The 27000-nt window shown below is 71.6% G+C and carries 21 protein-coding genes and 1 tRNA gene; 12 read left to right on the top strand and 10 right to left on the bottom strand.

Annotated features, from left to right (window positions below; genetic code table 11):
* Nucleotides 1-178: 178 nt before the first annotated feature.
* The 7 genes from rho to ACFVW8_RS03395 form a co-directional block, all read right to left on the bottom strand.
* Nucleotides 179-2239 (bottom strand): transcription termination factor Rho, encoded by a 2061-nt coding sequence (rho, locus tag ACFVW8_RS03425; protein ID WP_389685882.1) that lies wholly within the window; start codon nt 2237-2239, stop codon nt 179-181.
* Between the two features lie 390 nt (nt 2240-2629).
* Nucleotides 2630-3547, bottom strand: coding sequence for a homoserine kinase (gene thrB / locus ACFVW8_RS03420; protein WP_389685881.1), 918 nt, complete (start codon nt 3545-3547; stop codon nt 2630-2632).
* A 423-nt stretch (nt 3548-3970) separates the two neighbouring features.
* The gene (gene thrC / locus ACFVW8_RS03415; protein ID WP_389685880.1) at nt 3971-5041 is read right to left on the bottom strand and encodes a threonine synthase; all 1071 of its coding nucleotides are present in this window, start codon (nt 5039-5041) and stop codon (nt 3971-3973) included.
* Between the two features lie 6 nt (nt 5042-5047).
* Nucleotides 5048-6403: a homoserine dehydrogenase gene (locus tag ACFVW8_RS03410; RefSeq protein WP_389685879.1), complete on the bottom strand. Its 1356-nt coding sequence runs from the start codon at nt 6401-6403 to the stop codon at nt 5048-5050.
* A gap of 124 nt (nt 6404-6527) precedes the next feature.
* Nucleotides 6528-7919 carry a diaminopimelate decarboxylase gene (gene lysA / locus ACFVW8_RS03405; RefSeq protein WP_389685878.1) on the bottom strand — a complete coding sequence of 464 codons (1392 nt, stop codon included), beginning with the start codon at nt 7917-7919 and terminating at the stop codon, nt 6528-6530.
* Between the two features lie 26 nt (nt 7920-7945).
* Nucleotides 7946-9040: an ArgS-related anticodon-binding protein NrtL gene (gene nrtL / locus ACFVW8_RS03400; RefSeq protein WP_389685877.1), complete on the bottom strand. Its 1095-nt coding sequence runs from the start codon at nt 9038-9040 to the stop codon at nt 7946-7948.
* A 55-nt stretch (nt 9041-9095) separates the two neighbouring features.
* Nucleotides 9096-9509, bottom strand: a complete 414-nt coding sequence (locus ACFVW8_RS03395) for a response regulator (protein ID WP_389685876.1) — start codon at nt 9507-9509, stop codon at nt 9096-9098.
* 228 nt (nt 9510-9737) lie between these two features.
* Here ACFVW8_RS03395 and ACFVW8_RS03390 point away from each other — a divergent pair.
* Nucleotides 9738-9809 (top strand) — tRNA-Arg (locus ACFVW8_RS03390).
* A 143-nt stretch (nt 9810-9952) separates the two neighbouring features.
* Here ACFVW8_RS03390 and ACFVW8_RS03385 read toward each other — a convergent pair.
* On the bottom strand, nt 9953-11005 hold the full coding sequence (locus ACFVW8_RS03385) for a beta family protein (RefSeq protein ID WP_389685875.1): 1053 nt from the start codon (nt 11003-11005) through the stop codon (nt 9953-9955).
* 351 nt (nt 11006-11356) lie between these two features.
* Between ACFVW8_RS03385 and ACFVW8_RS03380 the strand changes: the two genes are divergently transcribed.
* Together ACFVW8_RS03380 and ACFVW8_RS03375 are read left to right on the top strand one after the other, a co-directional pair.
* The gene (locus ACFVW8_RS03380) at nt 11357-11620 is read left to right on the top strand and encodes a CopG family transcriptional regulator (protein WP_389685874.1); all 264 of its coding nucleotides are present in this window, start codon (nt 11357-11359) and stop codon (nt 11618-11620) included.
* Nucleotides 11617-12030: a type II toxin-antitoxin system VapC family toxin gene (locus ACFVW8_RS03375; protein ID WP_389685873.1), complete on the top strand. Its 414-nt coding sequence runs from the start codon at nt 11617-11619 to the stop codon at nt 12028-12030. The genes ACFVW8_RS03380 and ACFVW8_RS03375 overlap by 4 nt, the downstream gene beginning before the upstream one ends.
* Before the next feature lie 154 nt (nt 12031-12184).
* Here ACFVW8_RS03375 and glyA read toward each other — a convergent pair whose 3' ends face one another.
* Complete coding sequence (gene glyA, locus ACFVW8_RS03370; RefSeq protein ID WP_389685872.1) at nt 12185-13468, bottom strand: serine hydroxymethyltransferase; 1284 nt, start codon at nt 13466-13468, stop codon at nt 12185-12187.
* A 506-nt stretch (nt 13469-13974) separates the two neighbouring features.
* Here glyA and ACFVW8_RS03365 point away from each other — a divergent pair.
* Nucleotides 13975-15885, top strand: coding sequence for a protease pro-enzyme activation domain-containing protein (locus ACFVW8_RS03365; protein ID WP_389685871.1), 1911 nt, complete (start codon nt 13975-13977; stop codon nt 15883-15885).
* Between the two features lie 159 nt (nt 15886-16044).
* Here the strand turns inward: ACFVW8_RS03365 and ACFVW8_RS03360 are convergent, their stop codons facing one another.
* Entirely contained in the window at nt 16045-17157 is a 1113-nt protein-coding gene (locus ACFVW8_RS03360; protein WP_389685870.1) for a Ku protein, read from the bottom strand.
* A 78-nt stretch (nt 17158-17235) separates the two neighbouring features.
* Between ACFVW8_RS03360 and ligD the strand changes: the two genes are divergently transcribed.
* The 8 genes from ligD to ACFVW8_RS03320 all read left to right on the top strand — a co-directional run bounded on the left by ligD (nt 17236) and on the right by ACFVW8_RS03320 (nt 26977).
* The gene (gene ligD, locus ACFVW8_RS03355; protein WP_389685869.1) at nt 17236-18132 is read left to right on the top strand and encodes a non-homologous end-joining DNA ligase; all 897 of its coding nucleotides are present in this window, start codon (nt 17236-17238) and stop codon (nt 18130-18132) included.
* A 156-nt stretch (nt 18133-18288) separates the two neighbouring features.
* Entirely contained in the window at nt 18289-20406 is a 2118-nt protein-coding gene (locus ACFVW8_RS03350) for a HEAT repeat domain-containing protein (protein WP_389685868.1), read from the top strand.
* Nucleotides 20403-20735 carry a zinc-ribbon domain-containing protein gene (locus ACFVW8_RS03345; RefSeq protein ID WP_389685867.1) on the top strand — a complete coding sequence of 111 codons (333 nt, stop codon included), beginning with the start codon at nt 20403-20405 and terminating at the stop codon, nt 20733-20735. The genes ACFVW8_RS03350 and ACFVW8_RS03345 overlap by 4 nt, the downstream gene beginning before the upstream one ends.
* Nucleotides 20736-20836: 101 nt before the next feature.
* The gene (locus ACFVW8_RS03340; protein WP_389685866.1) at nt 20837-21655 is read left to right on the top strand and encodes a hypothetical protein; all 819 of its coding nucleotides are present in this window, start codon (nt 20837-20839) and stop codon (nt 21653-21655) included.
* Between the two features lie 47 nt (nt 21656-21702).
* Complete coding sequence (locus tag ACFVW8_RS03335) at nt 21703-22980, top strand: histidine kinase dimerization/phospho-acceptor domain-containing protein (protein ID WP_389685907.1); 1278 nt, start codon at nt 21703-21705, stop codon at nt 22978-22980.
* 79 nt (nt 22981-23059) lie between these two features.
* Nucleotides 23060-24439 (top strand): FtsW/RodA/SpoVE family cell cycle protein, encoded by a 1380-nt coding sequence (locus ACFVW8_RS03330; RefSeq protein ID WP_389685865.1) that lies wholly within the window; start codon nt 23060-23062, stop codon nt 24437-24439.
* On the top strand, nt 24436-25893 hold the full coding sequence (locus ACFVW8_RS03325) for a peptidoglycan D,D-transpeptidase FtsI family protein (protein ID WP_389685864.1): 1458 nt from the start codon (nt 24436-24438) through the stop codon (nt 25891-25893). The genes ACFVW8_RS03330 and ACFVW8_RS03325 overlap by 4 nt, the downstream gene beginning before the upstream one ends.
* 4 nt (nt 25894-25897) lie before the next feature.
* Nucleotides 25898-26977: an amidase family protein gene (locus ACFVW8_RS03320; RefSeq protein ID WP_389685863.1), complete on the top strand. Its 1080-nt coding sequence runs from the start codon at nt 25898-25900 to the stop codon at nt 26975-26977.
* Nucleotides 26978-27000 lie beyond the last annotated feature (23 nt).

Raw genomic sequence — 27000 nt, 5'->3', positions numbered from 1 at the left:
GGTTTCTTGCCCGGCACAGGCAATGCGGGGCCGGCGCGACGCCTGGTGGCCGTGTGGCGAAGGTCTCGGATCGGCAACGGCCCGCAGTGGCTGTCACGCACCCGCGTACGACACAGGGCCGCCCCCGCGGCACCGAAGTGGCGGGGGCGGCCCTGGTACGGCTGCCGAGCGGCTGCGACTAGTCGTTGCTGCCCGGGGCCGGCGTCGTCTTCTGGATCTGGAGCAGGAACTCCGCGTTGGACTGGGTCTTCTTCATCCGGTCCAGGAGGAGCTCGATCGCCTGCTGCTGGTCCAGCGCGTGGAGCACCCGGCGCAGCTTCCAGACAATCGCCAACTCGTCGCTGCCGAGCAGGATTTCTTCCTTACGGGTGCTGGACGCGTCGACGTCCACCGCCGGGAAGATGCGCTTGTCGGAGAGCTTGCGGTCGAGCTTGAGCTCCATGTTGCCGGTGCCCTTGAACTCCTCGAAGATCACCTCGTCCATGCGCGAGCCGGTCTCGACCAGCGCGGTGGCCAGGATGGTCAGCGAGCCGCCGTCCTCGATGTTGCGCGCGGCACCGAAGAAGCGCTTCGGCGGGTACAGCGCGGTCGAGTCGACACCACCGGACAGGATGCGGCCGGAGGCCGGGGCCGCGAGGTTGTACGCGCGTCCCAGACGGGTGATCGAGTCCAGCAGGACGACCACGTCGTGGCCCAGCTCGACGAGACGCTTGGCGCGTTCGATGGCCAGCTCGGCGACGGTGGTGTGGTCCTCGGCGGGACGGTCGAAGGTCGAGGAGATGACCTCGCCCTTCACCGACCGCTGCATGTCGGTGACCTCTTCCGGACGCTCGTCGACCAGGACGACCATCAGGTGGCACTCGGGGCTGTTGACCGTGATCGCGTTGGCGATCGCCTGCAGGATCATGGTCTTGCCGGTCTTCGGCGGGGCCACGATCAGGCCTCGCTGGCCCTTGCCGATCGGGGCGACCATGTCGATGATCCGGGTGGTCAGGACGTTGGAGTCGGTCTCCAGACGGAGCCTGTCCTGCGGGTACAGCGGGGTCAGCTTCTGGAACTCGGGCCGGCCGCGGCCGGACTCCATGCCGTTGACCGTGTCGAGGCGGACCAGCGCGTTGAACTTCTCGCGGCGCTCACCGTCCTTGGGCTGGCGCACCGCACCGGTGACGTGGTCACCCTTGCGCAGACCGCTCTTGCGGACCTGGGCGAGCGAGACGTACACGTCGTTCGGGCCCGGCAGGTAGCCGGAGGTCCGGATGAACGCGTAGTTGTCGAGGATGTCCAGGATGCCCGCGACGGGGATCAGGACGTCGTCGTCGGTGACCGGCGGTGCGTCGCTCGCGAAGTCGTCGCGGCCACGACGGCCGCGGCGGTCGCGGTAGCGGCCGCGGCGGCCACGACGGCCGCCCTCGTCGTCGAAGCCGTCGTCCTGCGGTCCGCCGCCGCCCTGCTGGCCCTGGCCCTGGTTCTGGCCCTGGTTCTGCTGGCCCTGGCCCTGCCGCTGGCGCTGGCCGCCCTGGCCACCGCCGCCCTGCTCGTCGCCGCCCTTGCCGCGGCGGTCGCGCTGACGCTCGCGGCGGTCACCACGGTCGCCCCGGTCACCACGCTCGCCGCGCTGGCCGCGGTCCTGGCGGTCGCCCCGGCGGCCCTCGGCGTTGTCGGCAGCGGCCTCGGCCTTGGGCTCCGAGCGGTCCTCGGCGGGCGTCTCACGCTTCGGCTCGTCCTGCGTCCGGTCCTTGGACTGCGCCTTGGCGTCGGCCTTGGTCTCCGGGCTGCCCGCCTGAGCGGTCGCACGGCGACGACGGCGCTCGCCCGCGGGCGGCTCGTCGCTGGCCGGCTGACCGGGGATGTCGATCTGCTGCTGCGCCGCGGTCTTGTCGGCGGGAGCGGCGGCCGGCGTCTCGTCCCCGGCGCCGGTGCGCGCCTTGGAGGTGGCCCGGCGCTTCGGCTTGGTCTCGGCCTCTTCGGCGGGGGCCGCGGCGGCCTTGGCCTTGGGCGCGGAGGAGCCGGCCTGGGCCTCCTTGATGACCTCGATCAGCTGGCTCTTGCGCATCCGCGCAGTGCCCTTGATACCGAGGCCGGACGCGACCTGCTGCAGCTCGGCCAGGACCATGCCGTCAAGGCCGGTGCCGGAGCGGCGGCGCCGTGCGGTGGTGCCAGTGGCAGCACCTTCGGCGGGCGCGGCGCTGTCGACGCTCTTGTCGGCAGTCACGCCCATCAGATCGGTGGTGTCGCTCACGAAGGGTCCTTCCCTGGAGCGGACGTCGGCCTTCTGGCTCGGCGACCGGTTGTGCTGTCCGACAGCGGTCTTCGGTTGTGCGGACCGTGCCGGGGCGGTGGTCCGCCGGGTAGGTACGGCGGAGAGATGAACGTGTGCATGGGCCCGGCGCGAGCATCCCCCTGCTCGGCCCACTCCTGGACGAGCGAGGGGTGTCGTGCCGGTTCCGGAGCGTGCTCGAAACTGCTCAGGCAGGCTGCTCAGGCAGTTGGGGAGGCTCCCGGAAGAAGTGGTGGTCCCGGAAAGGGACACGAAGCAACGCGCCGCATAGACGTCGATTGCAGACTTGAGGTTAACACTACCGGCTCCAACAAACATTCCCCCTCTCACGCACCGGCAATCACTTCTCGGCTACGGGGCGAGCGGCAACACGCTCGCCCCCGGGGCGTCGAGAGTGAGCCGGTTGGCCGCCCATCCCTCGCCCGCCAGCCGTGCGACCTTGTCGGCCGCACCGTCCTCGGCCAGTGCCAGCACGGTCGGCCCGGCACCGGAGATGACTGCGGGGACGCCGTCCGCGCGCAGCCGGTTCACGAGTTCCACGCTCTGCGGCATCGCCGGGGAGCGGTATTCCTGGTGCAGCCGGTCCTCGGTGGCCGTGAGCAGCAGCTCGGGGCGCCTGGTCATGGCCTCGACGAGGAGGGCGGCACGGCCCGCGCTGAAGGCGGCGTCGACGTGCGGGACGGTGCGCGGCAGCAGTCCGCGGGCGGTCTCGGTGAGCACCGGGTTGCCGGGGACGAAAACCACCGGAACGATGGAATCCGCGGGGTCCATCCTGATCGCACGGGCCGATCCGCCGTCCATCCAGGCGAGCGTGAACCCGCCGAGGAGACAGGCCGCGACGTTGTCCGGATGGCCCTCGATCTCGGTGGCGAGCTCCAGCAGGGCCGCGTCGTCGAGCCGGGCGTCACCGCCGGTCGTCACGGCGCGGGCTGCGACGATCCCGGCGCAGATGGCCGCGGAGGACGAGCCGAGGCCGCGTCCGTGCGGGATGCGGTTGGCGCAGACGATCTCCAGGCCGCGGGGCTGTCCGCCGAGCAGGTCGAAGGCGGTGCGCAGGGACCGTACGAGCAGGTGGTTCTCGTCGCGGGGCAGCGTGTCCGCGCCCTCGCCGGCGATGTCGATGTGCAGCCCGGCGTCGGCGACGCGGACGACGACGTCGTCGTACAGGCCCAGCGACAGGCCGAGGGCGTCGAAGCCCGGGCCCAGGTTGGCACTGGTTGCCGGTACGCGCACCCGTACGGCGGCGGCTCGGAAGGCGGGACCGGCCATCGCTCTGACGACTCTCCTTGTGAGGCGGCGGGAATTCGAAGGGCTGCGAGATATGTGGGGTCTCTTTGCGGCTCTTCGGGCTCTTCGGGGGCTTCGGGTTTTTCGGGGCCTACGGGTTTCCGGGGATTCCTCAGGGCGCCCGCAGCAGCGGGTATTGCGTAGGTCCGGGAATGGACCGACGGCCGCGACGGCCTGCGCACCCCGGGCATATGCGGCGGGGTGGGTTGGGTACAGCTTATCGAAGGAAGGTTCTGTGGCGACATAGGGCGCACAGGAGGCGCACGATGCGTGTCGCACTGTGCCGGTGCGCTCTCCGCCCCGAAAAGGGCGGTTGAACCGTCTTCCTGCCGCATTCACTGCCGCACCGCTGCCCCGGGCCCGATGCGCATCGGGTGCGGGACAGCGGTGCGCCCGTGGTGCGTACTACGCGAGGCCCAGCTTCTCGGCGGCGGTGACCGCGTCGACCGGCACCGTGACCGGCTGCGGGGCGCCCGCGACGGCCCAGTCCGGGTCCTTCAGGCCGTTGCCGGTGACCGTGCAGACGATCCGCTGGCCCCGGTCGACCTTGCCCTCTTCGGCTGCCTTGAGCAGACCGGCGACCGATGCGGCCGACGCGGGCTCCACGAAGACACCCTCCTGGGAGGCCAACAGCCGGTACGCGGCCAGGATCTGCCGGTCCGTCACCTCGTCGATGAAACCGCCCGACTCGTCCCGCGCGGCGAGGGCGTAGCTCCAGGAGGCCGGGTTGCCGATCCGGATGGCGGTGGCGATGGTCGACGGGTCCTTGACGATCTCGCCGCGCACGATGGGCGCGGAGCCGGAGGCCTGGAAGCCCCACATCCGCGGCTTGTGCGTGGACGGGCCGTCCCCGGCGTATTCGGTGTAGCCCTTCCAGTACGCGGTGATGTTGCCCGCGTTGCCCACCGGCAGGACGTGGATGTCCGGGGCGTCGCCGAGCGCGTCGACGATCTCGAAGGCCGCGGTCTTCTGTCCTTCGATCCGGACCGGGTTGACCGAATTGACCAGCGCCACCGGGTAGTTGTCGGAGAGCGAGCGGGCCAGCGTCAGGCAGTCGTCGAAGTTGCCGTCGACCTGGAGGATCTTGGCGCCGTGCACGAGCGCCTGGCCCATCTTGCCGAGCGCGATCTTGCCCTGCGGCACGAGGACGGCGCAGACCATGCCGGCACGCACCGCGTACGCGGCGGCGGAGGCGGAGGTGTTGCCGGTGGAGGCGCAGATGACGGCCTGTGCGCCCTCCTCCTTGGCCCGGGTGATCGCCATGGTCATTCCGCGGTCCTTGAAGGACCCGGTGGGGTTGGCGCCCTCGACCTTGAGGTGCACCTCGCAGCCCGTGCGCTCGGAGAGGACCTGAGCGGGTACGAGCGGCGTACCGCCCTCACGGAGCGTGACGACCGGTGTCGTGCTCGTGACCGGGAGACGGTCCCGGTACTCCTCGATGATGCCGCGCCACTGGTGGGTGCCCTTGGTGGTCATGGGTCCTTACTCCCCTTCAACACGCATGATGCTGGCGACACCGCGCACGGTGTCGAGCTTGCGCAGCGCCTCGACGGTCCCGGAAAGGGCGGCGTCGGGCGCGCGGTGGGTGACGACGACGAGCGAAGCCTCGCCGCTCTTGCCCACCCGTCGCCCGCCGCCACCCTGCTCGATACCGACTTCGTCGCCGCTGCCTGGATTTCGGCCTTTCTGGCGGACCGTATCGATGGATACGCCCTGTTCGGCGAAGACCGTCGCGACCTGGGCGAGTACGCCAGGCTTGTCGGCCACGTCGAGACTGATGTGGTACCGCGTGACGACGTCGCCCATGGGGCTGACCGGCAGACGCGTGTACGCGGACTCGCCGGGCCCGGGGGCCTCGTTGAGCTTGTTGCGGCAGACCGCGACGAGGTCACCGAGGACCGCGGACGCGGTCGGCGCGCCACCGGCGCCGGGGCCGTAGAACATCAGCTGCCCGGCTGCCTCGGCCTCGACGAACACCGCGTTGTACGCCTCGCGGACCGAGGCCAGCGGGTGGCCGAGCGGGATCATCGCGGGGTGCACCCGGGCCGTGACCGACTGCCCGTCGGCGGCGCGCTCGCAGATGGCGAGGAGCTTGACGGTGCAGCCCATGCGGCGTGCGGAGGCGATGTCGGCGGCGGTGACCTCGGTGATGCCCTCGCGGTGCACGTCGCCGATCTTCACCCGGGTATGGAAGGCGATTCCGGCGAGGATCGCGGCCTTGGCGGCGGCGTCGAAGCCCTCGACGTCGGCGGTGGGGTCGGCCTCGGCGTATCCCAGCGCGGTGGCCTCGTCGAGCGCCTCTGAGTACCCGGCGCCGCTGGTGTCCATCCGGTCGAGGATGAAGTTCGTGGTGCCGTTGACGATGCCGAGGACCCGGTTGACCTTGTCGCCCGCGAGGGACTCGCGCAACGGCCTGACGAGCGGAATGGCTCCGGCCACGGCGGCCTCGTAGTAGAGGTCCCGGCCGTGCTGCTCGGCGTCGGCGTGCAGGGCCGCGCCGTCCTCGGCGAGCAGCGCCTTGTTGGCGGAGACGACGCTCGCGCCGTGCTCGAAGGCGGAGCGGATGAGCGTGCGGGCGGGCTCGATACCACCGATGACCTCGATGACGACGTCGATGTCGCCCCGTTTGACCAGGGCGGTCGCGTCGGTGGTGATCAGTGCGGGGTCGATGCCCTCGCGCACCTTGGAGGGCCGGCGCACGGCGACACCGGCGAGCTCCACCGGCGCGCCGATGCGCGCGGCGAGGTCGTCGGCGTGCGTCGTCATGATGCGCGCCACCTCTGAGCCGACCACTCCACAGCCCAGCAGCGCCACCTTCAGCGGACGCGTACGCATCATCCGACCTCGTTTCCTTTACATCTGATGTATGGACCAGTCTCACTCACCGGACGGGCGTTCCTGCCACCCGTCCGGATCCTGAGATGTTTGCGTGGGGCTGGGGTGTGCCCCGGGAAATACGGCATCAGCCGACATCGAGACGCAGAAGATCCTCCTCCGTCTCGCGCCGGACGATGACCCGCGCCTGTCCGTCGCGCACGGCGACGACGGGTGGGCGCAGGGCGTGGTTGTAGTTGCTCGCCATGGAACGGCAGTACGCGCCGGTGGCGGGCACCGCGATCAGGTCGCCGGGTGCCAGGTCGGACGGCAGGAAGGCGTCCTTGACCACGATGTCGCCGCTCTCGCAGTGCTTGCCCACGACCCGGACGAGCATCGGCTCGGCGTCCGAGGTGCGCGAGACGAGCGCCACGCTGTACTCGGCGTCGTACAGCGCGGTGCGGATGTTGTCCGACATGCCGCCGTCGACGCTGACGTAGGTGCGCAGCCCCTCCAGGGGCTTGATGGTGCCGACCTCGTACAGCGTGAAAGCCGTGGGCCCGACGATGGCTCGGCCGGGCTCGACGGAGATCCGGGGGGTGGCGAGCCCGTTGGCCTCGCACTCGCGGGTCACGATGTCGCCGAGCGCCTTGGCGATCTCGTGCGGCTCGCGCGGATCGTCGTCCGAGGTGTAGGCGATGCCGAGGCCGCCGCCGAGGTCGATCTCCGGCAGTTCGACGCCGTGCTCGTCGCGCACCTCGGCGAGCAGCTGCACCACGCGCCGGGCGGAGACCTCGAAGCCGGCCATGTCGAAGATCTGCGAGCCGATGTGCGAGTGGATGCCGATCAGTTCGAGCCCGTCGAGGGTGAGCGCCCGCCGGACGGCCTCGGCGGCCTGTCCGTCGGCCAGCGCGATGCCGAACTTCTGGTCCTCGTGCGCGGTGGCGATGAACTCGTGGGTGTGCGCCTCGACGCCGACGGTCACCCGGATCTGGACGGGCTGGCGCCGGCCGAGACGCTGCGCGATGTGCGCGACCCGGACGATCTCCTGGAAGGAGTCGAGCACGATCCGGCCGACACCGGCCGTGATGGCCCGCTCGATCTCGTCGACGGTCTTGTTGTTGCCGTGGAACGCGATGCGCCCGGCGGGCATCCCGGCGTCCAGCGCGGTGGTCAGCTCGCCGCCGGAGCAGACGTCCAGGTTGAGCCCCTCCTCCTGGAGCCAGCGCACGACGGCGCGGGAGAGGAAGGCCTTGCCCGCGTAGAAGACATCCGCGCCCGGGCCGAAGGCATCGGACCAGGCGCGGCAGCGGGCCCGGAAGTCGGCTTCGTCGAGGAAGTAGGCCGGAGTGCCGAACTCCTCGGCCAGCCGGGCGACTTCGATCCCGCCGACGGTCAGCGCCCCGTGTCCGTCGCGGGTGACGGTACGGGCCCACACCTTCTCGTCGAGGACGTTGAGGTCATCCGCCGGGGCGGAGTAGTGGCCCTCGGTCATGACGTCGGCGTGACGGGGACCGGCGGGGTGTGCGGATCGGCTCATCGTGTAGCTCTGCTCTCTCGGGTCTCTCAGAGGTGTGGTGGCGCGCTGACGCCGAGCAGGGACAGGCCGCCTGCCAGCACCGTCCCGGCGGCTTCGGCGAGGGCGAGCCGGGTGCGGTGGGCGGCCGAGGGTTTCTCGTCGCCGGCAGGAAGCGGCGACGCGGTGTCGTGGAAGTCGAAGAAGGCGTGCGCGACCGCTTCGAGGTGGCGGGCGAGCCGGTCGGGTGCGCGATGGTGCGCTGCGGCGGCGAGGGCCGCGGGGTGGTCGGCGACGAGGGCGAGCAGCGCGAGCGCCGCCGCGTCCTCGGATACCTCTTCACCGACCTCGTCACCGGCGGCGGTGAATCCGAGCAGGGCGGCGCCGCGGCTGAGCGCGCGGGTACGGGAGTGGGCGTAGCGGACCAGGAACAGCGGATTGGCCTCCCCCTGGACCAGGAGCTCGTCGCCGAGCCGGGCACGGTCGTGGCCGGCCGGCCGGAGGAGCCCCCAGCGGGTGGCATCGGGCCCGAGCCGGTCGAGCAGCTCGCCGGCGGTGGCACCGGCCGGGACCGGACGTATCTCCGCCGTCTCCGTCTGCTGGGCGGGGGTCCGCCCGTGCGCGTCGACGGTGACCCCCAGCCGTGCCCAGTCCGGGTCGGGCTCCTCGTGGCAGCTGATCCGTACGGGTGCGCCCTGCGCGCGTACCAGCCGGCGCACCGCGTCGGCGATGACCGCGGCCCGGACCTCCCGGGCGTGGCCGAATTGCAGCGGTGTCCCGGCGAGGGCGTCACCGTGCCCGTACCGCAGTCCCTGCTCCCGCACCCGGTCCAGGAGCGCCCGGTGTGCGGCGGCGTCGGCGGGGGCGTCCAGCGTGAAGTTCAGAAAGCCGGGTCCGGTGATCTCGACCCGTCCGATCCCGGGCGCCCCGGCCATCCGCTCCCGAAGGATCTCGGCCACCTGCCGCGCGGGCAGTGCGGCGGGTCCGGCCAGCTGGAGGGCGACGGCGCTGGCGTAGTCACCGCACCCGCCCGGCCGTGTCCTCTCCACCCGCACGCGCGCGGGCACGGGCGCGTGCAAGGCGTCCTCGTCGACCGCGCGGCGCACGGCGTGCAGCACGGTCGTGGAGAGATCGGCGGGGGTCACGGGACAAGCGTATGGGAGGGAGGGGGGCGTTTCGCGAACCGGTTTCGCCATCCGGTCAGCCGGCGGCACTCTCCGCCCGCCCGGCACCCTGCCTACCGTCAAGCACCGGCGGCCGGCCGCGCTCCATCAACTGCCGCACCACCCGCACCAGCTCGCTCGGCTCGAAGGGCTTGGCGAGGAAGGCGTCGACCCCTGCCGCCACGCCGTTGTCCACCTCGTACGGAGTGCAGGCACTGATGATCGCCACGGGCAGACGCCGGGTCCGTGGATCGGAGCGCAGCCTGGTGGCCGTCTGCAGACCGTCCAGCCGGGGCATCACGACATCGAGCGTGATCACATCGGGACTGACCCGATGCACCAGATCCAGACACTCGACACCATCGGCCGCGGTCACGACCTCGAAGCCCTCAAGCTCGAGATTGACCCTGATCAACTGCCGGATGACCTTGTTGTCGTCGACAACAAGCACGCGGCCGCACGCCCCTGACACCCTTCGAGAGTAGGCGGGGCGGAGGGGCTGCGTCCGGGTTTTGCCCACTTCCGTCCCCGGAGGTGTGGCTCCGAAGGTTGGCCGGATGTGTGTGCGAGCGGCCGGGGCGAGCCCGGGACGCCCGGCAAGCGGCGCGGAAATACCTGTTCACGGGCACCGGGCGGAAGCTGGTAGTGTTTCACCCGTCGCAGAGCAACACAGCGATACGCCCCCGTAGCTCAGGGGATAGAGCATCGGCCTCCGGAGCCGGGTGCGCAGGTTCGAATCCTGCCGGGGGCACTTCCGCCGGATCAGCGCGATCAAGCCGTTGAAAAAGCGAAGTGCCAGACTTACAAGAGTCGGATCCAGTTTCACTGGATCCGACTCTTCGTCGTTGTTCACCACTGATCGTGAGTGAGTGGCGCGTGAGAGTTCCGGCGGGGTCAGAGGTCGACCAGATCTGCGAGTCCCCGGGTGACCACCGCCAGGTGGTGTGAGGTGGCCCAGGCTCGCCACTGCGTCCCTCCGCCCGCCTTCGGCCGCTGCCGAGTGGCGCATGCGTGCAACTGCTCATCGCCCCAGGATGTCTGGCGTCCAGTGGGCGTCCAGTGGGGAGAGGACACGAGATCGCGGCTCAGGGTGAAGAAGTCGTCGTTCCCCGCTCGCACCCGCGGATACACGAAGACCTGCCAGTCGTCCGACGTCGTGTAGCGCATGTTCGGGTCCGGCGTCCCGCGGCTCTGGATCGGCATGTGGGGATGCGTGACGCCGAAGTCGCCGAAGTCTGGCCGCCGGCCCTGGCTCCGACACACCACTCGCTTCCAGAGTTCCAGATCCAGCCTGGCCACGGGGGTCGCCTGCCCACGGGGAAAGCCGGTCAAGTTCTTCGGAAAGGCGCCCGCAGCCACGCACTCTCGACGCCACGGCCATCGGGCCAGGTTCGTACGGAGTGCCATGACCTGATCCGTGATGTCGCTCAGCACAACTCCTGGCGGCATGGGCCCAGCGTCAACGAGGAGATCGATCTCTTCGGGATCCAGGCGCAGAGTGCGGAGCGCCTCACCGATTTGCCCCACGTGGCACGAGTCGTTGTAGGAGCGAATCGCCACACGCAGGCAGGCACCACGCTGATGTTGAGCGTTTACTCGCGCCGCCTCGCGCAGCTGCTCCTCCGAATCATCGGCGCGGACCACTGGACACATGGCCAGGCCCCTGTCTCCCATCGAATCGCCGAGCCGGGAGAGCGGCCCTCCCGTCGCTCCCCGAGATGTCCGGGCACTGAGTAATGCTCCGCAATCAACCGTGAGAGTGTGCCCCAAGGGAACTGCATCCATCGCCCGGTTGGCGAAGGTTTCCAGTGGATCTCTGGCCGCCTCGGGATCGGGTACCAGTTCCAGGATGGGGCGCATCCGGGAGCGAACTTCAGGTACCGCATGCTGAAGTGCTTGGAACTCGCCCAGCTTCGCCTTGAGTATCGGAACGTAGGTCACCGCCACCCCTGTCCTGGGGAACCCGTACCTGGCCTGTCTCGTAGCTCGGCGACAGCGTGCCCGGTCTGGCCCGACACGGATAGAGCGCCGAACGAGCCAGGCGTCCGAAATCGACATCTGCGGCGTCGGGACCTCCCTGGCCGGACGCGAGCCACGCTCCGCAGACGGTCTTTTCATGCCCCGCTGAAGGCCGTGACGCAGGGGGCGGCCATGGTGCAAAAAGGGGCGGCACCGCGGCACCCCTCCTCCTGCGACGGCCCGATACGCACCGTCGCTCTCACCCCGGTTGCCCAGACTCCCCGATGCCGTCCCGTTCCAACCCGAGCCCGGGGTCGGATCGAAGGTAGGATAGACAGCATGAGTGAGCCTACCGGTAAGTACTCGATCACCATGCCGCGCGACATCGCCGAAGCCGCCAAGTCCCGCAGTGGCCCCTCCGGCCTGTCCGCCTACGTGGCCGCCGCCGTCGCCCGCCAGATCGAGCGCGACAACCTCAATGAACTCATCCAGGTCGGCGAGGCCGAACACGGCCCCATCACAGAGGTCGAGATCCAGGCTCTCCGCGACCAGCTCCACCAGGCGCGTCGGCAGCAGAGCGACACCAAGCCGAACGCGGCGTGACACGCTCCCCTGCCGCTCCGGGCGGCACACTCGTTCTCGACAGCGAAGGACTGGCCAAGGCCGTGCGGCGCGACCGGGAGGTCACCGCCTGGCTCGCCCTCGCCCGCGCCGACGACCTGCGCGTGATCACATCGGCCGCCACACTCGTGGAAGTGACCCACCCCCGCATCAACCGCCCCGCCCTGGAGTGGACTCTGTCCCGCCTCGTCGTCGAGCCCGTCACCGAATCGCTGGCGCGCCACGCGTCAGCCCTGCTCGCCGACGCCGGCCTGCACGGCCACAAGTACGCCATCGACGCCATGCTCGGCGCGACCGCCCTGGCCGCACCGAGCCCAGTCACCGTGCTCACGTCCGACCCGGATGACCTCACCGCACTGTGCGGCAGCCGAATCACCGTCATCAAGGTCTGACCCCAGTCCACCGACGAGGCAGCATCGCGCCCCCTCTCCGCCTTGCCACGCCCCGCCACCTCGATGCCGAGGCGCTACGAGGAGAACGTCGCATCTGGTCTCAGGGATACAAGGGGCGGCACCAGGGCGCTCCCGGTGCCACCCCGCCCACAGGTCAGGCCGCCGGCAGCCCCGGTGCCGGATACCCGTCCATCAAGGCCTTCACCTCTGCACGGACCGTCGTGATGGTGGACTCGTCACCGGTGCGGGCCGCGGAGACCACCCGGTCGATCCACCCCGCGACCGTGCCCATCTCCGATGCGGGGATTCCCCGTGAGGTCAGGGCCGGGGTGCCGATCCGGATGCCCGACGGGTCGAAGGGCTTACGGGGGTCGTACGGGACGGTGTTGTAGTTGACGACGATGCCCGCCCGGTCCAGGGCCTTGGCCGCGGTCTTGCCGGGGACGTCCTTGTTGGTGAGGTCGATCAGCAGCAGGTGGTTGTCGGTGCCGCCGGAGACGAGGTCGAAGCCGCGGGCCGCCAGTTCCTCGCCCAGGGTGCGGGCGTTGGTCACCACGTCGTGGGCGTAGGTACGGAAGTCCGGCGTGGCCGCTTCGCGGAGTGCCGCACCGATGGCCGCGGTGGTCTGGTTGTGCGGGCCGCCCTGGAGACCCGGGAAGACGGCGCGGTCGATGGCGCGGGCGTGTTCGGCACGGCTCAGCAGCATCGCGCCGCGCGGGCCGCGCAGGGTCTTGTGGGTGGTGGTCGAGACCACGTCCACGTGCGGGGCGGGCGAGGGGTGCGCGCCGCCTGCGATCAGGCCCGCGATATGGGCGATGTCCGCCACCAGGACCGCGCCGGTCTCGCGGGCGATCTCGGCGAAGCCTGCGAAGTCGATCTCGCGGGGGACGGCGGTGCCACCGCAGAAGATCAGCTTCGGGCGCTCGGCGATGGCGAGGTCGCGGACCTCGTCCAGGTCGATGCGGCCGGTGTCGCGCCGCACTCCGTACTGGACGCCGTTGAACCAGGTGCCGGTGGCGGAGACGCCCCAGCCGTGGGTGAGGTGGCCGCCCATGGGAAGCGACATGCCGAGGACGGTGTCGCCGGGCTTGAGGAAGGCCAGGTAGACGGCGAGGTTGGCCGGCGAGCCGGAGTAGGGCTGCACGTTGGCGTGGTCCATGCCGAAGACGCTCCTGGCCCGTTCGACGGCGAGCGTCTCGACCTGGTCGATGATCTGCTGGCCCTCGTAGTACCGCTTGCCGGGGTAGCCCTCGGAGTACTTGTTCTGGAGGACGGTGCCCGAGGCTTCGAGCACGGCGGCGGAGACGTAGTTCTCACTGGGGATCAGGCGGAGGGTGTCGGCCTGGAGCTGCTCCTCGGCGGCCACCAGCGCGGCGAGTTCAGGGTCTGCTGCCGCCAGTGCGGGGTGGCGGGGGTGCGAGGGTACGGATGCGGTCACGGGATCCTCCCGGGTCGGCCGCGTTACTGCGGCGTGGACCCGGATGCCCAGGCGGACGGCTCTCCGGTGATGACGCCCCGGGCGCGCCCGGGGTGTGCCGCTCCCTCGTGGTCGATTCCACTGAGCGCCCCGGACAAGGGGCGCGCGCCAGTCGCAGCGTCTCGTACCTTACGGGGCGGCGGCTGTCGTGGCTCGGCATTCCGTCCGCACGGCGGGCCACTCGCCCGGCCTGCCCGGACTCCGCCGCGTGATGTCCGGAGCTATCCGGATCAACCGGGAGCCACCGGGCCAGATGTCCCGCTCCGCTGCCATTCGGTACGAACTGCCTCCGACAGGGAGGCCCTTGGCTGATTCTTGGTGAATGCATGCCCCGTACATGAGGTGTTCCTCGCCAGAGTGGCGGATTACATGTGCACATCATTCGGCACATGAATCCGCACGCGAGACCCACATCGCAGGGGGTTGCTTTGAGAATCAGCCGCGCCGGACGGCGCGCCGGGCTGAGCATGGCAGTGACACTGCCACTGCTCGCCGGTGCGCTCTCCCTCGGGATACCCAACGCCAGTGCGGACTCCGCGCCGGGCGGCCGGGACGCACTGCAGGGCACCAAGCCGGCCTGGGCCACCGCCACGGCCGACCGGGGAGCCACCGCCGACAGCGGAAAGGTCGCCGTCCGGGTCCACCTCGCGGGACGGGACGCGAAGGGGCTTGCCGCCTACGCGGCCGCCGTCTCCGACCCGCAGTCGCCGTCGTACGGGAAGTATCTGAGCGCCGCGCAGGCGCAGGCGCGGTACGGGGCCACCCGGCAGCAGATCGACCAGGTCAGCCAGTGGCTGAAGTCCAGCGGGCTCACGGTCACCGGCAGCAACCAGCACTACGTCTCGGCCACCGGTGAAGTCGCCACGGCGGAGAAGGCGTTCAGCACTCAGCTGCGCAACTACCGCAAGGGCAGCCACACCTACCGCGCCCCGGCCGCCACCGCCTCGGTGCCGGCGGCGCTGAGCGATGCCGTACTCGCCGTCTCCGGCCTGGACAACGCACCGCACACAACGCGTCACGACGAGGAACTTCCGCCGCCGGACGCGGTGTTCCGCAACTCCGGTCCATCCTCCTCGTACTACGGCTCGAAGACCGCCTCCACCCTGCCGAGCGCGTACGGGGCCAAGGTCCCGTACGCGGTCAAGGGGTACACCGGCAAGCAGCTGCGTGCCGCGTACGGGGCCGGGAGCTACACCGGCAAGGGGGTGACCGTCGCCATCACCGACGCGTACGCCTCCCCCACCATCGCGAAGGACGCCGCCGAGTACGCGAAGCGCAACGGTGACGCACGGTACCGGCGCGGGCAGCTCAGCCAGGTGCTGCCGGACGACTACACGAAGACCGAGGAGTGCGGGGCCTCCGGCTGGTACGGCGAGGAGACCCTCGACGTCGAGGCCGTGCACGCCGTCGCGCCCGCCGCGGACATCGTGTACGTGGGCGGCGCCTCCTGCTACGACAACGATCTGCTGGACTCGCTGAACAAGGTCGTCGACCACCGGCTCGCGGACATCGTCTCCAACTCGTGGGGCGACGTCGAGGCCAACCAGACCCCCGACCTGGCGCTCGCCTACGACCAGGTGTTCAAGATGGGCGCGATCGAGGGCATCGGCTTCTACTTCTCCTCCGGTGACAACGGCGACAACGTCGCGTCCACCGGCACCAAGCAGATCGACGTCCCCTCCAACTCCGCCTGGGTGACCTCGGTCGGCGGTACGTCACTGGCCGTCGGCAAGCACGACACGTACAAGTGGGAGACCGGCTGGGGCACCACCAGCGCTCCGCTGGCGGCCGACGGCAAGAGCTGGACCGGCTTCCCCGGCGCGTACACCTCGGGCGCGGGCGGCGGTACCAGCTCCACCGTGAAGCAGCCGTTCTACCAGCGCGGCATCGTGCCGGACTCGCTGGCGAAGGCCAACGGGAAGACCCGGATGCGCACGGCCCCGGACGTGGCGGCCGTGGCGGACCCGAACACCGGTTTCCTGGTCGGCCAGACCCAGACACTGCCCGACGGATCGCTGGGCTACGACGAGTACCGCATCGGCGGCACGTCGCTGGCGGCGCCGGTCATCGCCGGTGTCCAGGCCCTGGCGCAGCAGGCGCAGCACGGCCGCCCGATCGGCTTCGCCAACCCGGCGATCTACAGCCGGTACCACTCGAAGGCGTACCACGACGTGACGGACCACCCGCTGGGCAAGGGGCATGATCCGGCCGTCGCCCGGGTGGACTTCGCGGACGGGTTCGACGATGCGGAGGGGCTGCTGACCTCGGTGCGGACCCTGGGCAAGGACGCCTCGCTGTCGGCGGTGCGCGGCTACGACGACGTGACGGGTGTCGGTACTCCGGCCCCCGGATACGTGAGCTCCTACCGCAGGCACTGAGCCAGGCCCCCCCTGACGCGGGGACCGGACGGCCGTCCCGGGGCGTGAGCCCCGTGGCGGCCGTCCGGTCGTTCAGCCGTTCCGGCGGCGGCAGGGCCGGGACGGCTGAACGACGGAACGGCGGCCGGCACACCAAGGAAACGAGCCCGGGGCCGTCGGTCAGGCGGAGGTGCGTTTGCGCGGGGCGCTCTTCGTGCCGCCCTGTCTCTTCGCCGTGGTCTTCTTCGCTGCGGTCTTCTTCGCCGCGGTCTTTTTCGCTGCGGTCTTCTTCGCCGCAGGCTTCCTGGCCGTGGCGTTCTTCGACGCCGCCTTCTTCGCACCGGTCCCGCCGCTCGGCGCGCTCCTCCTCGCCGCCCCCGCCGTGGACTTCTTCGCCCCGGAGGACGAGGACGTGGATGTGCCGCCCGAGGCCTTGCGGTCCGCGAGCGAGGTCACCTTCGCGACCGGCCCCTCCTCGCCGCTGCCCTCCGGCCCGCCCCCCTCCGAACCGCTTCCGCGCGCCTCCTTCGCGGCCCGGACGCTGCTCTCCAGGGCCGCGACCAGGTCGATGACCTTGCCGCCGCCGGAGTCCTCGGCCGGCGCGGTCCGCGGTGCCTCGCCGGAGGCCTTGGCCGCGACGAGCTCTTCGACCGCCTCCCGGTAGTCGTCGTGCAGCGAGTCCATGTCGACCTCGCCGAGCGTGTCCATCAGGGCGTCGGCCAGGTCGAGTTCGGCGTCGCGCACCTTCACCCCGGCATCCGGGGCGACCCCCTCGGGGGTGCGGATCTCGTCCGGCCAGAGCAGGCCGTGCAGCGCGATCACGTCGTCGACGACCCGCAGCATCCCCAGGCGCTCGCGTCCGCGCAGGGCGTACTTGGCGACGGCGACCTTCCGGCTCCGCTTCAGCGCCTCGCGCAGCAGGGTGTACGGCTTGGTGGCGGGGACTCCGTTGGCGGACAGGTAGTAGGCCGCTTCCATCTGGAGCGGGTCGATCGTGCCGGCGGGCACGAAGGCGACGATCTCGATCGTCTTGGCGGTGGGCAGCGGCAGCGAGCCGAGATCCTCGTCGGTGATCGGGATCAGCGAGCCGTCCGCGTCCTCGTACGCCTTGCCGGTCTCGGCGGCGGGCACCTCCTCCCCGTCCACCTCGCACACCTTGCGGTAGCGGATCCGGCCGCCGTCGGTGACGTGGATCTGGCGGAAGGAGACGGAGTGGTTCTCGGTGGCGTTGATCAGCTTGACCGGAATGCTGACCAGCCCGAAGGAGATGGCGCCGTTCCATATGGACCTCACCGGTCACCCCTTACATCCCTGACATCGCCGGCATCGCTGATATCGCTGTAGATCCGGTTTGCGTGTGATTCTTATCGTATGTCGCCTATCACCGAGGTGGAGGGGCGGCGCCTGACGCTCAGCAATCTGGACAAGGTGCTGTATCCGGCCACCGGCACCACCAAGGGCGAGGTGCTGCACTACTACGCGGCCACGGCCGCCGAGGCGCTGCTGCCGCATCTGCGGGAGCGGCCCGTGTCCTTCCTGCGCTATCCGGACGGGCCGGACGGGCAGCGCTTCTTCACCAAGAACCCGCCGCCCGGTACGCCGTCCTGGGTACGGACGGCCCCGGTGCCGCACCACGGGCAGGAGGGGGCACGGCAGATCGTCGTGTCGGACCTCGCCTCGCTGATGTGGGCGGCCAATCTGGTGGTGGAGTTCCACACCCCGCAGTGGCGGGCCGATACGCCGGGAGTGGCCGACCGGCTGGTGTTCGACCTGGATCCCGGGGCGCCCGCGAGCGTCGTGGAGTGCTGCCGGGTCGCCCTCTGGCTGCGGGAGCGGCTGGCGGCGGACGGTCTGGAGGCCTACGGGAAGACGTCCGGCTCCAAGGGGCTGCATCTGCTCGTCCCGCTGGAGCCCACGGCGTCCGAGCAGGTGTCGGCGTACGCGAAGGGGCTGGCCGTTCAGGCGGAGCTGGAGCTTCCGGATCTGGTGGTGCACCGGATGAAGCGGGCGCTCCGGCCTGGGAAGGTGTTTGTCGATTTCAGCCAGAACGCCGCCGCCAAGACGACCGCCACGCCCTACACCCTGCGCGCACGGGCCGAACCCACCGTCTCCGCCCCGGTCACCTGGGCGGAGGTCGAGGGGTGCCGCAACCCCGGGGAGCTGGTCTTCCTGGCCGGTGACATGGCCGAGCGGCTGGAGCGGTACGGGGATCTGCTCGGACCGCTCGATGAGCCGGGCCGGGGGCGTCCGGTTCCGGACACCGCGTAGCCGCGCGCCCGGCCCCGGCGCCCGGGGCATACCGCACCAGCACCTTTGTTGTCATGTCCAAAGGCAAAAGGCCGCATGTGGCGGGTGGATTGTCCGAGCGGTGGTGCACACTCTGCGCAGACACTGCTTCGTGGTGGCGCGTGGGGAGGCGATGGCGTGTTCGCGGGGATCGACGAGGTCGACTGGGCCTCGATGGAGCATGCCTACGGGCCTGCCGATGATGTGCCCGGACTGCTCCAGGGCCTCGCTTCCGCCGATCCGGCGGAGCGCGAAGGCGCACTGGACGGCATGTACGGGGCCGTGCACCACCAGGGTGACGTCTACGCGTGCACGCTCGCCTGTATCCCCTTCCTGTTCGAGCTCGTCGAAGATCCGTCGGTCCCGGACCGCGGAGGCATCGTCGAGCTGCTCACCAGCATCGGCGGCATCGACCTCGACGACGACGAGGACGAGATCGACGAGGAGGAGATCGAGGGTGCGGCCAACTACGCGATGGCGGCGGCCGCCGTCTCCGCGGGCGCCGGGGTGTTCTTCGCGCTGATGGCGGACGACGACCCGGGTGTCCGGGTCTCCGCCCCGCTGGCGCTCGCCACCCTGCACGGCCATCCCGCGCGGGTCCTGACGCTGCTGCGGGACCGGCTGGCGGTCGAGCCGGACGAGGAGGTGCGGCTCGCCCTGGTCGAGGCCGCGGGCCGGGTCGCCCTGCGCCACCGCCCGCTGACCGGCCAGATCGCCGACTGGCTGAGCCGGCTGGCCGCCGAGGCGTATCCGCCGGGGCTGCGGCTGGCGGCGCTGGCCCAGCTCGCCCGCTGCGCACCGCAGGCCCTGCCGGGTGATGTGGTGCGGGTGGTGGCGGGGCTGCTGCGGCAGCTGCGCTCGGCGCCCGCGCAGCAGGGATGCCGGCCGGTCGAGGCGCACAGCGAACCGGCCGCGGACGGGGAGCGGGCGGCGCCGGTGACCCTGGTGGGGCAGCTGCGTGCGCTGTCGGCCCAGGAGAGCACGGGACGCACGGCACCCTGGGCGGCCGATCTGCTGCGGACCCTGCATGTCGGTCTCGACGACCGGGTCGCCGAGCGGACGGCGCTGCTGACCGATCAGCTGTGCAGCCCCGACCGCTGGCAGCGCATCGACGCGGTCCGGATGAGCAGCGGGCTGATACGGGCCTGGCGCGGCTCCTACCGCGAGCTGGTGCGGCTGGTGGGCGAGCAGCTCTGCTCGGCCGAGCCGAGGCTGGCCGAGGCCGCCTCGCATGTCCTGGAGGAGCTGTTCGGGCTGGCCGCGCCGGCCGCCGACGCTCTGGCGGCCCGGGTCGCCGCCGATCCGGGGGCCTGGGTGAAGGAGTGGGCGAGCGGGCCGCCGGGGCTCGGCAGTGCGGTGAAGGCCCTGTCCCGGCTGGGCGACGCCCGCGCCCTGCCCGCGCTGGCCGCGGCGCTGGAGCGGCCCGAGGTGCCGCACGACGTGGGGTTCGCCGTCGGCTATCTGGGCCCGGCTGCCCGCCCGCTGGCCGGTGCGCTGCGGCGCAGGCTCGGCGAGGTGGGCCTCGACGAGAGCGCCTACGACCGGGCGAGCCCGCTGCTGGCCGGGCTGACCGCGCTGCGGGCGGGCGAGGCGGCGCCGGAGGTGCTGCGGGTGCTGCGCGGCGCTCCGGAGTACCGCGGCGAGTGGCTGCGCACGGCGGCGCTGCGGGCGCTCGGCTCGTTCGGGCCCGCGGCGCACTGTGCCGTGCCGGAGCTGCGCGCGCTGATCCGGCGCCCCGGCACCGCGGCGGCCACGGAGGCCGCCGAGGCGCTCTGGGCGGTCGAGGGGGATGCCGGCGCCGTGCTGCCGGTGCTGATCGAGGGGCTCCAGGCGGAGCACGCGCACGAGCGGCGGTCGGCGGCGAGCGCGCTGGGGCGGCTCGGCGGGCAGGCGGCGGTGACCGCGCCGCGGCTGCGGGCGCTGCTGGGGCACGAGGAACTGTGGCTGCGGGTGGACGCGGCCATCGCGCTGTGGGAGGTTTCCGGGCGGGCCGGGGAGTCCGTTCCGGTGCTCCTGGCCGCCTGGGAGCAGAACCGGCATGTCAGGGTTCGGGTGGCCGGATGTCTGGCGCGGATGGGGGCGGCTGGTGCAGGGTCGGACGCGGCGCACGTGCTGCGCGCCGAGCTCGCCTCCGTACGCCGGCACAACGCGATGGACGGCGGCTACGGCAGCCACGACACATACGAGGACGAGAAGCTGCTGGCGCTCTGCCGCCGGGCGCTCATGGGTAATTCGGGGAAGGGACCCACAACATGATCATTTTCGGTACGCGAGGCTATCTCTACCAACTGGCCGTCATGACGATGGTCTGCGGCTGGTGCGGGAATCCGTCCGCGCACACCCTGCGCAAGCGGGTCACGAAGTTCACGCTGTTCTTCGTGCCGCTGTTCCCGTTCTCGACCAAGTTCGCCACCCAGTGCACGTTCTGCGGCGGTGAGCAGCAGATTCCCAAGGAGCAGGCCGAGCAGCTGCTGGCGCAGCACATGGCCTCGCAGGACGGCAACCCGTTCGGCCAGCCGCAGCAGCCGGGCTTCGCACCGGGGGCGCAGGGCCAGGGCCAGGGCCAGAACCCGTATCAGCACTAAATGCACATAAGGGACTTCCTTCCGAATAAGGTCTACGGAGTCGGGGCCGTGCGTCAGCACGTGCCCGCCGGCTCGACGGACCGTCGGGAACGGAGGAAGTCATGCGCCCGCAGCACCGGGTGGGGGCCCGCGCCGCGGCGCTGCTGACCGGCGCCGCGCTGCTGGCCGGCTGCGGCACCGGCGGGGAGCTGAAGAGTGCCGGGCGGTCCCCGGCCGCCGTCGGCCCGGCCCGCCTCTGGCCGGAGCTGCCGCCCGCGTCCGCCGCCCCGTACGACTACGGCGAGGGCGAGACGGCGCACATCCCCGGCATCACGGTTCCGGGCGACGATGTGCACCGGCTGGACCCGGTGGCGGTGGTGCAGGCGGGTCTGAAGGCCCGCCCCGCCCGCTCCAGCGGTACGGACGAGCTGCCGGACGGCGTCGTCCGCCGGATCGGCGCCTGCCGGACCGCACCGGACGCCTGCCCGGTGCTCGCGCCGTACTACCGCGATCTGACGGGCGACGGCAGGGACGAGCTGGTCCTGGCCATCAAGCTGGCCGGCCGCCAGCTCTCCGTACGGGTCTACATGCCGGAGCCGAGCGGGCTGACCCGGATCATGTCCACCTCGGACGCGGTGATCAGCGTGGAGCTGGCCGGCCGGGACCTGATCATGCGGGCCCCTTCGGCCATCACCGGGTACGAGTACCGCACGGCCTGGTCCTGGGACAGCCGGCAGCGCGCCATGCTGCCCACCCAGGACGGGATTCTCCGCATGCCGCCGCAGCCGAAGCCGGACCGGCGGCGCCCCCAGAGCCCCCGGCCCTCCGCGCAGCCGAGCGAACTGCCCTCCGCCGCACCCACGACGGCGCCGACCGGCACGCCGCCGACCGCCGAACCCACTGCCGCGCCCTCGGCGGCCGTGTCCGTGGAGCGCCGGTGAGCCGGCTGCGGACGCCGGACGCGCCGGGCCGCCGCCGCAGGCTGCGGATGCCGGGCTGGACGGCGACGCTGGCCTGGAAGTCCGCGGTCTTCATCACGGTGATGTGCTGCGTGCTCGCCGCCCTGCTGGGTGTGCTGGTGCACACCGCCGTCACCCGCCAGACGGTCGGCCACGCCCGCGAGAAGGCGCTCGCCCGGCTGACCGACGCCACCGCCGCCTACGAGGCGGGCGAGGCGCTCCCACCGCGTTCCGGCCTCGATCCGCCGGGGCTGCCCGCGTCACTGCGCGCCCTCGCGGTGGGCGGGGACCGGGGCACCATGGTGGCCGATCACCTCGGCCGCCCGACGATGTGGGCGGCGGCGCCGGCCGACGGGCACGCACTGGCCACCCGGACCGACTACAGCCAGAGCGCCCGCACGATCAACGGCCTGGACGGGGCGATCATCGGCTCCTCGCTGCTGGCCATCGGCGCCACGCTGCTGATCGGCGGGTTCGCCGTCACCCGGGTCACCCGGCGGCTGCACCAGACCGCGCGGGTGGCCCGCCGGATCGGGGCGGGTGATCTGGACGCCCGGGTCGACGACCCCCGTACGGCCGACCCCTCGCGCCCGCAGGACGAGGTGGCGATCGTCGCCGGCGCGCTGGACACGATGGCCGCGACGCTCCAGCGCAAGCTGCTGACCGAGCAGCGCTTCACCGCCGATGTGGCGCACGAGCTGCGCACCCCGCTGACCGGCCTTTCGGCCGCCGCCGAACTGCTGGCGCCCGGCCGCCCCTCCGAGCTGGTGCAGGACCGGGTCCGGGCGATGCGCGCCCTCACCGAGGACCTGCTGGAGATCTCCCGGCTCGACGCCCACACCGAACAGGTCGATCTGGACGTGCACGAACTCGCGCCGCTCGTACGGCGGGTGGTGCCCGCCTCGGGCACCGACACCGAGGTCACGGTCGTGGAGGACGGACCGCCGGTCCGGGTCGAGACGGACATGCGGCGACTGGAGCGGGTCCTGGGCAATGTGATCGGCAACGCGCACCGGCACGGCCGCCCGCCGGTCGTGCTGACGGTCGACGGGCCGGTGGTGACCGTTCGCGATCACGGCGACGGCTTCCCGGACTATCTGACCGCCGGCGGCCCGCAGCGCTTCCGTACCGAGGGCGGCAGCAAGGGACACGGCCTCGGACTGACCATCGCCACCGGGCAGGCGCGGGTGATGGGGGCCCGGCTGGACTTCGAGAACGCGGCGGACGGCGGGGCGGTGGCCCGGCTGACACTCCCGCGGTACGAGGGCCCCGACGAGGAGCCGCCGCCGTCCGCCACCGGCACCTGACGGCCCGCCAACGGGACCCAAAACCCTCTGCACTATGACATAAGGGAAATACACCCCACCTCTTGCTACGTTGCGTGGCATGACCGCAACGACAGCGGACGCACCCCCGCCCGAGCTGCGCCTGCCCAGGCGGCGCGGCGTGGAACTCTCGCTCCTCATCGGGGCCGTCCTCATCTCCGTCTACGGCTACGCCGCCGTCGGTCTGGCCAGGAACGGCGCGGTCCCGCCCGATGTCGCGGGGTACGGCGGCGGCCTCGGGCTGCTCGCGCTGCTCGCCCATCTCGCCGTCCGCTTCCGTGCCCCGTACGCCGATCCACTGCTGCTGCCCATCGCCGTCCTGCTCAACGGCCTCGGCCTGGTACTGATCTACCGGCTCGACCTGGAGACCCCGAAGGACCAGGCGGCGACCACCCAGCTGGTCTGGTCCACGCTCGGCGTCGCGTTCTTCATCGCGGTCGTGGTGTTCCTGCGCGACCACCGGGTACTCCAGCGGTACGCGTACCTCTCGGTCGCCGCCGCGCTCGTCCTGATGATCGTGCCGATCTTCTTCCCCGCGGTGAACGGCGCCAAGATCTGGATCAGGATCGGCGGATTCTCCTTCCAGCCGGGCGAGTTCGCCAAGATCCTGCTCGCCGTGTTCTTCGCCGCCTACCTCGCGGCGAACCGCAACGCCCTCGCGTACACCGGCCGCAAGGCCTGGAAGCTGCAACTGCCCACCGGCCGGGTGCTCGGCCCGATCGTGGCGATCTGGCTGTTCAGCGTCGGAGTACTGGTCCTGGAGCGCGATCTGGGCACCTCGCTGCTCTTCTTCGGCCTCTTCGTGATCATGCTGTACGTGGCGACCGGCCGGACCGGCTGGATCGCCGTCGGCCTGCTGCTCGCCGCCGTCGGCGCGTTCGTCGTCGGCTCCTTCGAACCGCATGTGCACAGCCGGGTGCAGGACTGGATCGACCCGTTCGCCTCCATCGACGCCGGCCGGGGGCCGAGCCAGCTCGCCCAGTCGCTGTTCGCCTTCGCGGCCGGCGGGATGCTCGGCACCGGGCTCGGGCTCGGCCACTCCATCCTCATCGGCTTCGCCGCCAAGTCCGACTTCATCCTGGCGACAGCGGGCGAGGAACTGGGTCTGACCGGGCTGACCGCGGTCTTCATGCTGTACGCGCTGATGGTGGCGCGCGGCTACCGGGCCGGGCTCGCGCTGCGGGATTCGTTCGGGCGGCTGCTCGCGATCGGCCTCGCCTCGATCCTGGCGCTCCAGGTGTTCGTGATCGCGGGCGGTGTGATGGGGCTGATCCCGCTGACGGGCATGGCAATGCCCTTCCTCGCCCAGGGCGGTTCGTCCGTGGTCACCAACTGGATCATCGTGGCGCTGCTGATCCGGGTCAGCGATCTGGCCCGCAGGCCCCACCCCGACCAGGTGGAGACCGGAGTCATCGCGCCCATCCTGGAGGACGAGCTGTGATCCGCTACATCCGGCGCGCAGCCGCCTTCTGTCTGCTGCTGCTCGTGGCGCTGCTGCTGAACGCCGCCCGCGTCCAGGTCTTCGAGGCCTCCTCGCTCGACGACAACTCCGCCAACCGCCGCACCACGATCGACCGTTACGACCAGCCGCGCGGCAACATCCTCGTCGGCGGCACGTCCGTCACGGGCTCGAAGGACACCGGCGAGCAGCTCGCGTACGAGCGCACCTACCGGCACGGCCCGCTGTACGCCCCGGTGACCGGATACGCCTCGCAGACGTACGGCACGACCCTCATCGAGAACGCCGAGGACCCGGTCCTCTCCGGCACCGACCCGATGCTCGCCCCGCTCCCCTTCTGGAACGAGATCACCCGCAGCCGGCAGCCCGGCGGTGATGTCGTCACCACCGTCAAGGACTCCATGCAGCGCGCCGCCTACGAGGGACTCGGCGGCCGGCGCGGCGCCGTCGCGGCCATCGAGCCGACGACCGGCAAGATCCTGGCGCTGGTCTCGACGCCCTCGTACGACCCGGGGCAGCTCTCGGGCACCGGTTCGTCCGTCACCGACGCCTGGCGGCAGCTCAACTCGGCGCGGAGCCAGCCGATGCTCAACCGGGCCATCCGGCAGACCTATCCGCCCGGCTCCACCTTCAAGATCGTGACGGCGGCGGCGGCGCTGGACGCCGAGGTCGTCACCGACCCGGACGCGGCGACCGACACCCCCTCCCCCTACGTCCTGCCGGGCACCTCGACCACCCTGCCCAACGAGGCGAGCGGCTGCGAGAAGGCCTCCCTCGCCGAGGCGATCCGGGTCTCCTGCAACACCGTGATGGCTCACCTCGGGGTACAGGTGGGGCTGAACGACATGGTGGAATCCGTCGAGAAGTTCGGTTTCAACGACACCGGGCTGAAGATCCCGTCCGGGGTGGCGAAGAGCAACTTCGACACGGACATGAGCGACGACCAGCTGGCCCAGTCCTCGATCGGCCAGTTCGACACGACGGCGACGCCGCTGCAGATGGCGATGGTGGCCTCGGCCGTGGCGAACGGCGGCGACCTCATGTACCCGCATCTGGTGGACCGTACGACCACGCACAGCGGCTCCACCGTGCGCACCGAGGGATCGCACACCTACCACCGGGCGATGAATCCGCAGACGGCGATGCAGCTGCGCCAGATGATGATCGACGTGGTGCAGGACGGCACCGGCACCAACGCGGGCATCGACGGCGCCACGGTCGGCGGCAAGACCGGCACGGCCCAGCACGGCATCGACAACACCGGTATGCCGTACGCCTGGTTCATCTCCTGGGCGCAGGCGGAGGGTTCCGCCCGGCCTGCCGTGGCGGTCGCCGTGGTCGTCGAGGACGCCGCCGCCGACCGGGCCGACATCAGCGGCGGCGGCAGCGCGGCGCCGATCGCCCGTTCCGTCATGGAAGCGGCCCTGGAAGACTGAGCGCATGACGGCTTCGAGGGATGTGCCGGAGGCGCTGGCCGCGATCGGGCGGGCGGACCCGCGACTCTGCGCCTTCCTCGACGTCTGGCCCGACGAGGCGCTCGCCCGGGTGCCCGGCGCGGCCCGGCTCCCGCTGGCCGGGCTCCCGTTCGCGGTGAAGGGCCCCACCGGAATCCGTTCCCACGCCGCCCGCCGGCTGATCGCGGCGGGTGGCGTCCCGGTCGGCTCGACCTCCGTGCCGGGTCCCGGCACCTACTGGAAGACCTGGGGTCTCGGCGCCCACGGCCGGACGGCCAACCCGTGGCGGCCGGACCGGACTCCGGGCGGTTCGTCGGCGGGCTCGGCGGCGGCGGTCGCGGCGGGCCTGGTGGAGCTGGCGACCGGGAGCGACGGGGCGGGTTCGGTGCGGATCCCGGCCGCCTGGTGCGGGGTGTTCGGGTTCAAAACGACCAACGGGCTGCTGCCGTCCCCCGACCGTTCGGGGCTCGCCTCCGCCGGAGTGCTGGCGAGGTCCGCCGCGTCGGCGCACACCTGGCTGCGCTGTGTCCTGGAGCCGTACGAACCGGCCGTGACCGAGCTGCCCCTGCGCGCCGCCTACAGCCCGGACCTGGGGTACGCGGACGTCGACCCGGAGGTCGCGGCGGTGGTGCGGGCCGCGGTGCGGCGGCTGACGGCGGCCGGGGTGGTGCGGCTCGGGGACACCGGCTGCGAACTGCTCGACCCGGCGGCCGTCTGGCAGGCGGTGCGCAGCGGAACGGCGGCGGCGCCCGAGGAGGAGATCCGGCGGGAGAACGACCGCCGGCTGGACGCCTTCTTCGCCGGCACGCCCCTGCTCCTCGCCCCGGTCACGCCCAACCGTCCGCACGGCCACGAGGGACCGGGCGAGCTCTTCTCCACGGCACTGACCTGGTCCTTCAACGTGAGCGGGCATCCCGCGGCGAGCGTCCCCGCCGGATTCACCCCGGACGGCTGCCCGGTCGGGCTCCAGCTGGTCGCGCGGCGCGGCGCCGATGTGCAGCTGCTCGGGATGGCCCGTGCGGTGGAGAGCGTGCTGAAGCCGGTACTCCCGGCGCCACGGATCTGACGGCCGACGGCCCGGCGCCCGGC

This window comes from Streptomyces sp. NPDC058221 (assembly GCF_042882365.1).
Classification (GTDB): Bacteria; Actinomycetota; Actinomycetes; order Streptomycetales; family Streptomycetaceae; genus Streptomyces.
This window is presented reverse-complemented; position numbering and strand designations above follow the sequence as displayed.

Coding starts and splice junctions, on each gene's coding strand:
- thrB (WP_389685881.1), bottom strand. CDS start 3,547: ATGGCCGGTCCCGCCTTCCGAGCCGCCGCCGTACGGGTGCGCGTACCG.
- thrC (WP_389685880.1), bottom strand. CDS start 5,041: ATGACCACCAAGGGCACCCACCAGTGGCGCGGCATCATCGAGGAGTAC.
- ACFVW8_RS03410 (WP_389685879.1), bottom strand. CDS start 6,403: ATGATGCGTACGCGTCCGCTGAAGGTGGCGCTGCTGGGCTGTGGAGTG.
- lysA (WP_389685878.1), bottom strand. CDS start 7,919: ATGAGCCGATCCGCACACCCCGCCGGTCCCCGTCACGCCGACGTCATG.
- ACFVW8_RS03380 (WP_389685874.1), top strand. CDS start 11,357: ATGAGTGAGCCTACCGGTAAGTACTCGATCACCATGCCGCGCGACATC.
- ACFVW8_RS03365 (WP_389685871.1), top strand. CDS start 13,975: ATGGCAGTGACACTGCCACTGCTCGCCGGTGCGCTCTCCCTCGGGATA.
- ligD (WP_389685869.1), top strand. CDS start 17,236: ATGTCGCCTATCACCGAGGTGGAGGGGCGGCGCCTGACGCTCAGCAAT.
- ACFVW8_RS03345 (WP_389685867.1), top strand. CDS start 20,403: ATGATCATTTTCGGTACGCGAGGCTATCTCTACCAACTGGCCGTCATG.
- ACFVW8_RS03340 (WP_389685866.1), top strand. CDS start 20,837: ATGCGCCCGCAGCACCGGGTGGGGGCCCGCGCCGCGGCGCTGCTGACC.
- ACFVW8_RS03335 (WP_389685907.1), top strand. CDS start 21,703: ATGCCGGGCTGGACGGCGACGCTGGCCTGGAAGTCCGCGGTCTTCATC.
- ACFVW8_RS03330 (WP_389685865.1), top strand. CDS start 23,060: ATGACCGCAACGACAGCGGACGCACCCCCGCCCGAGCTGCGCCTGCCC.
- ACFVW8_RS03320 (WP_389685863.1), top strand. CDS start 25,898: ATGACGGCTTCGAGGGATGTGCCGGAGGCGCTGGCCGCGATCGGGCGG.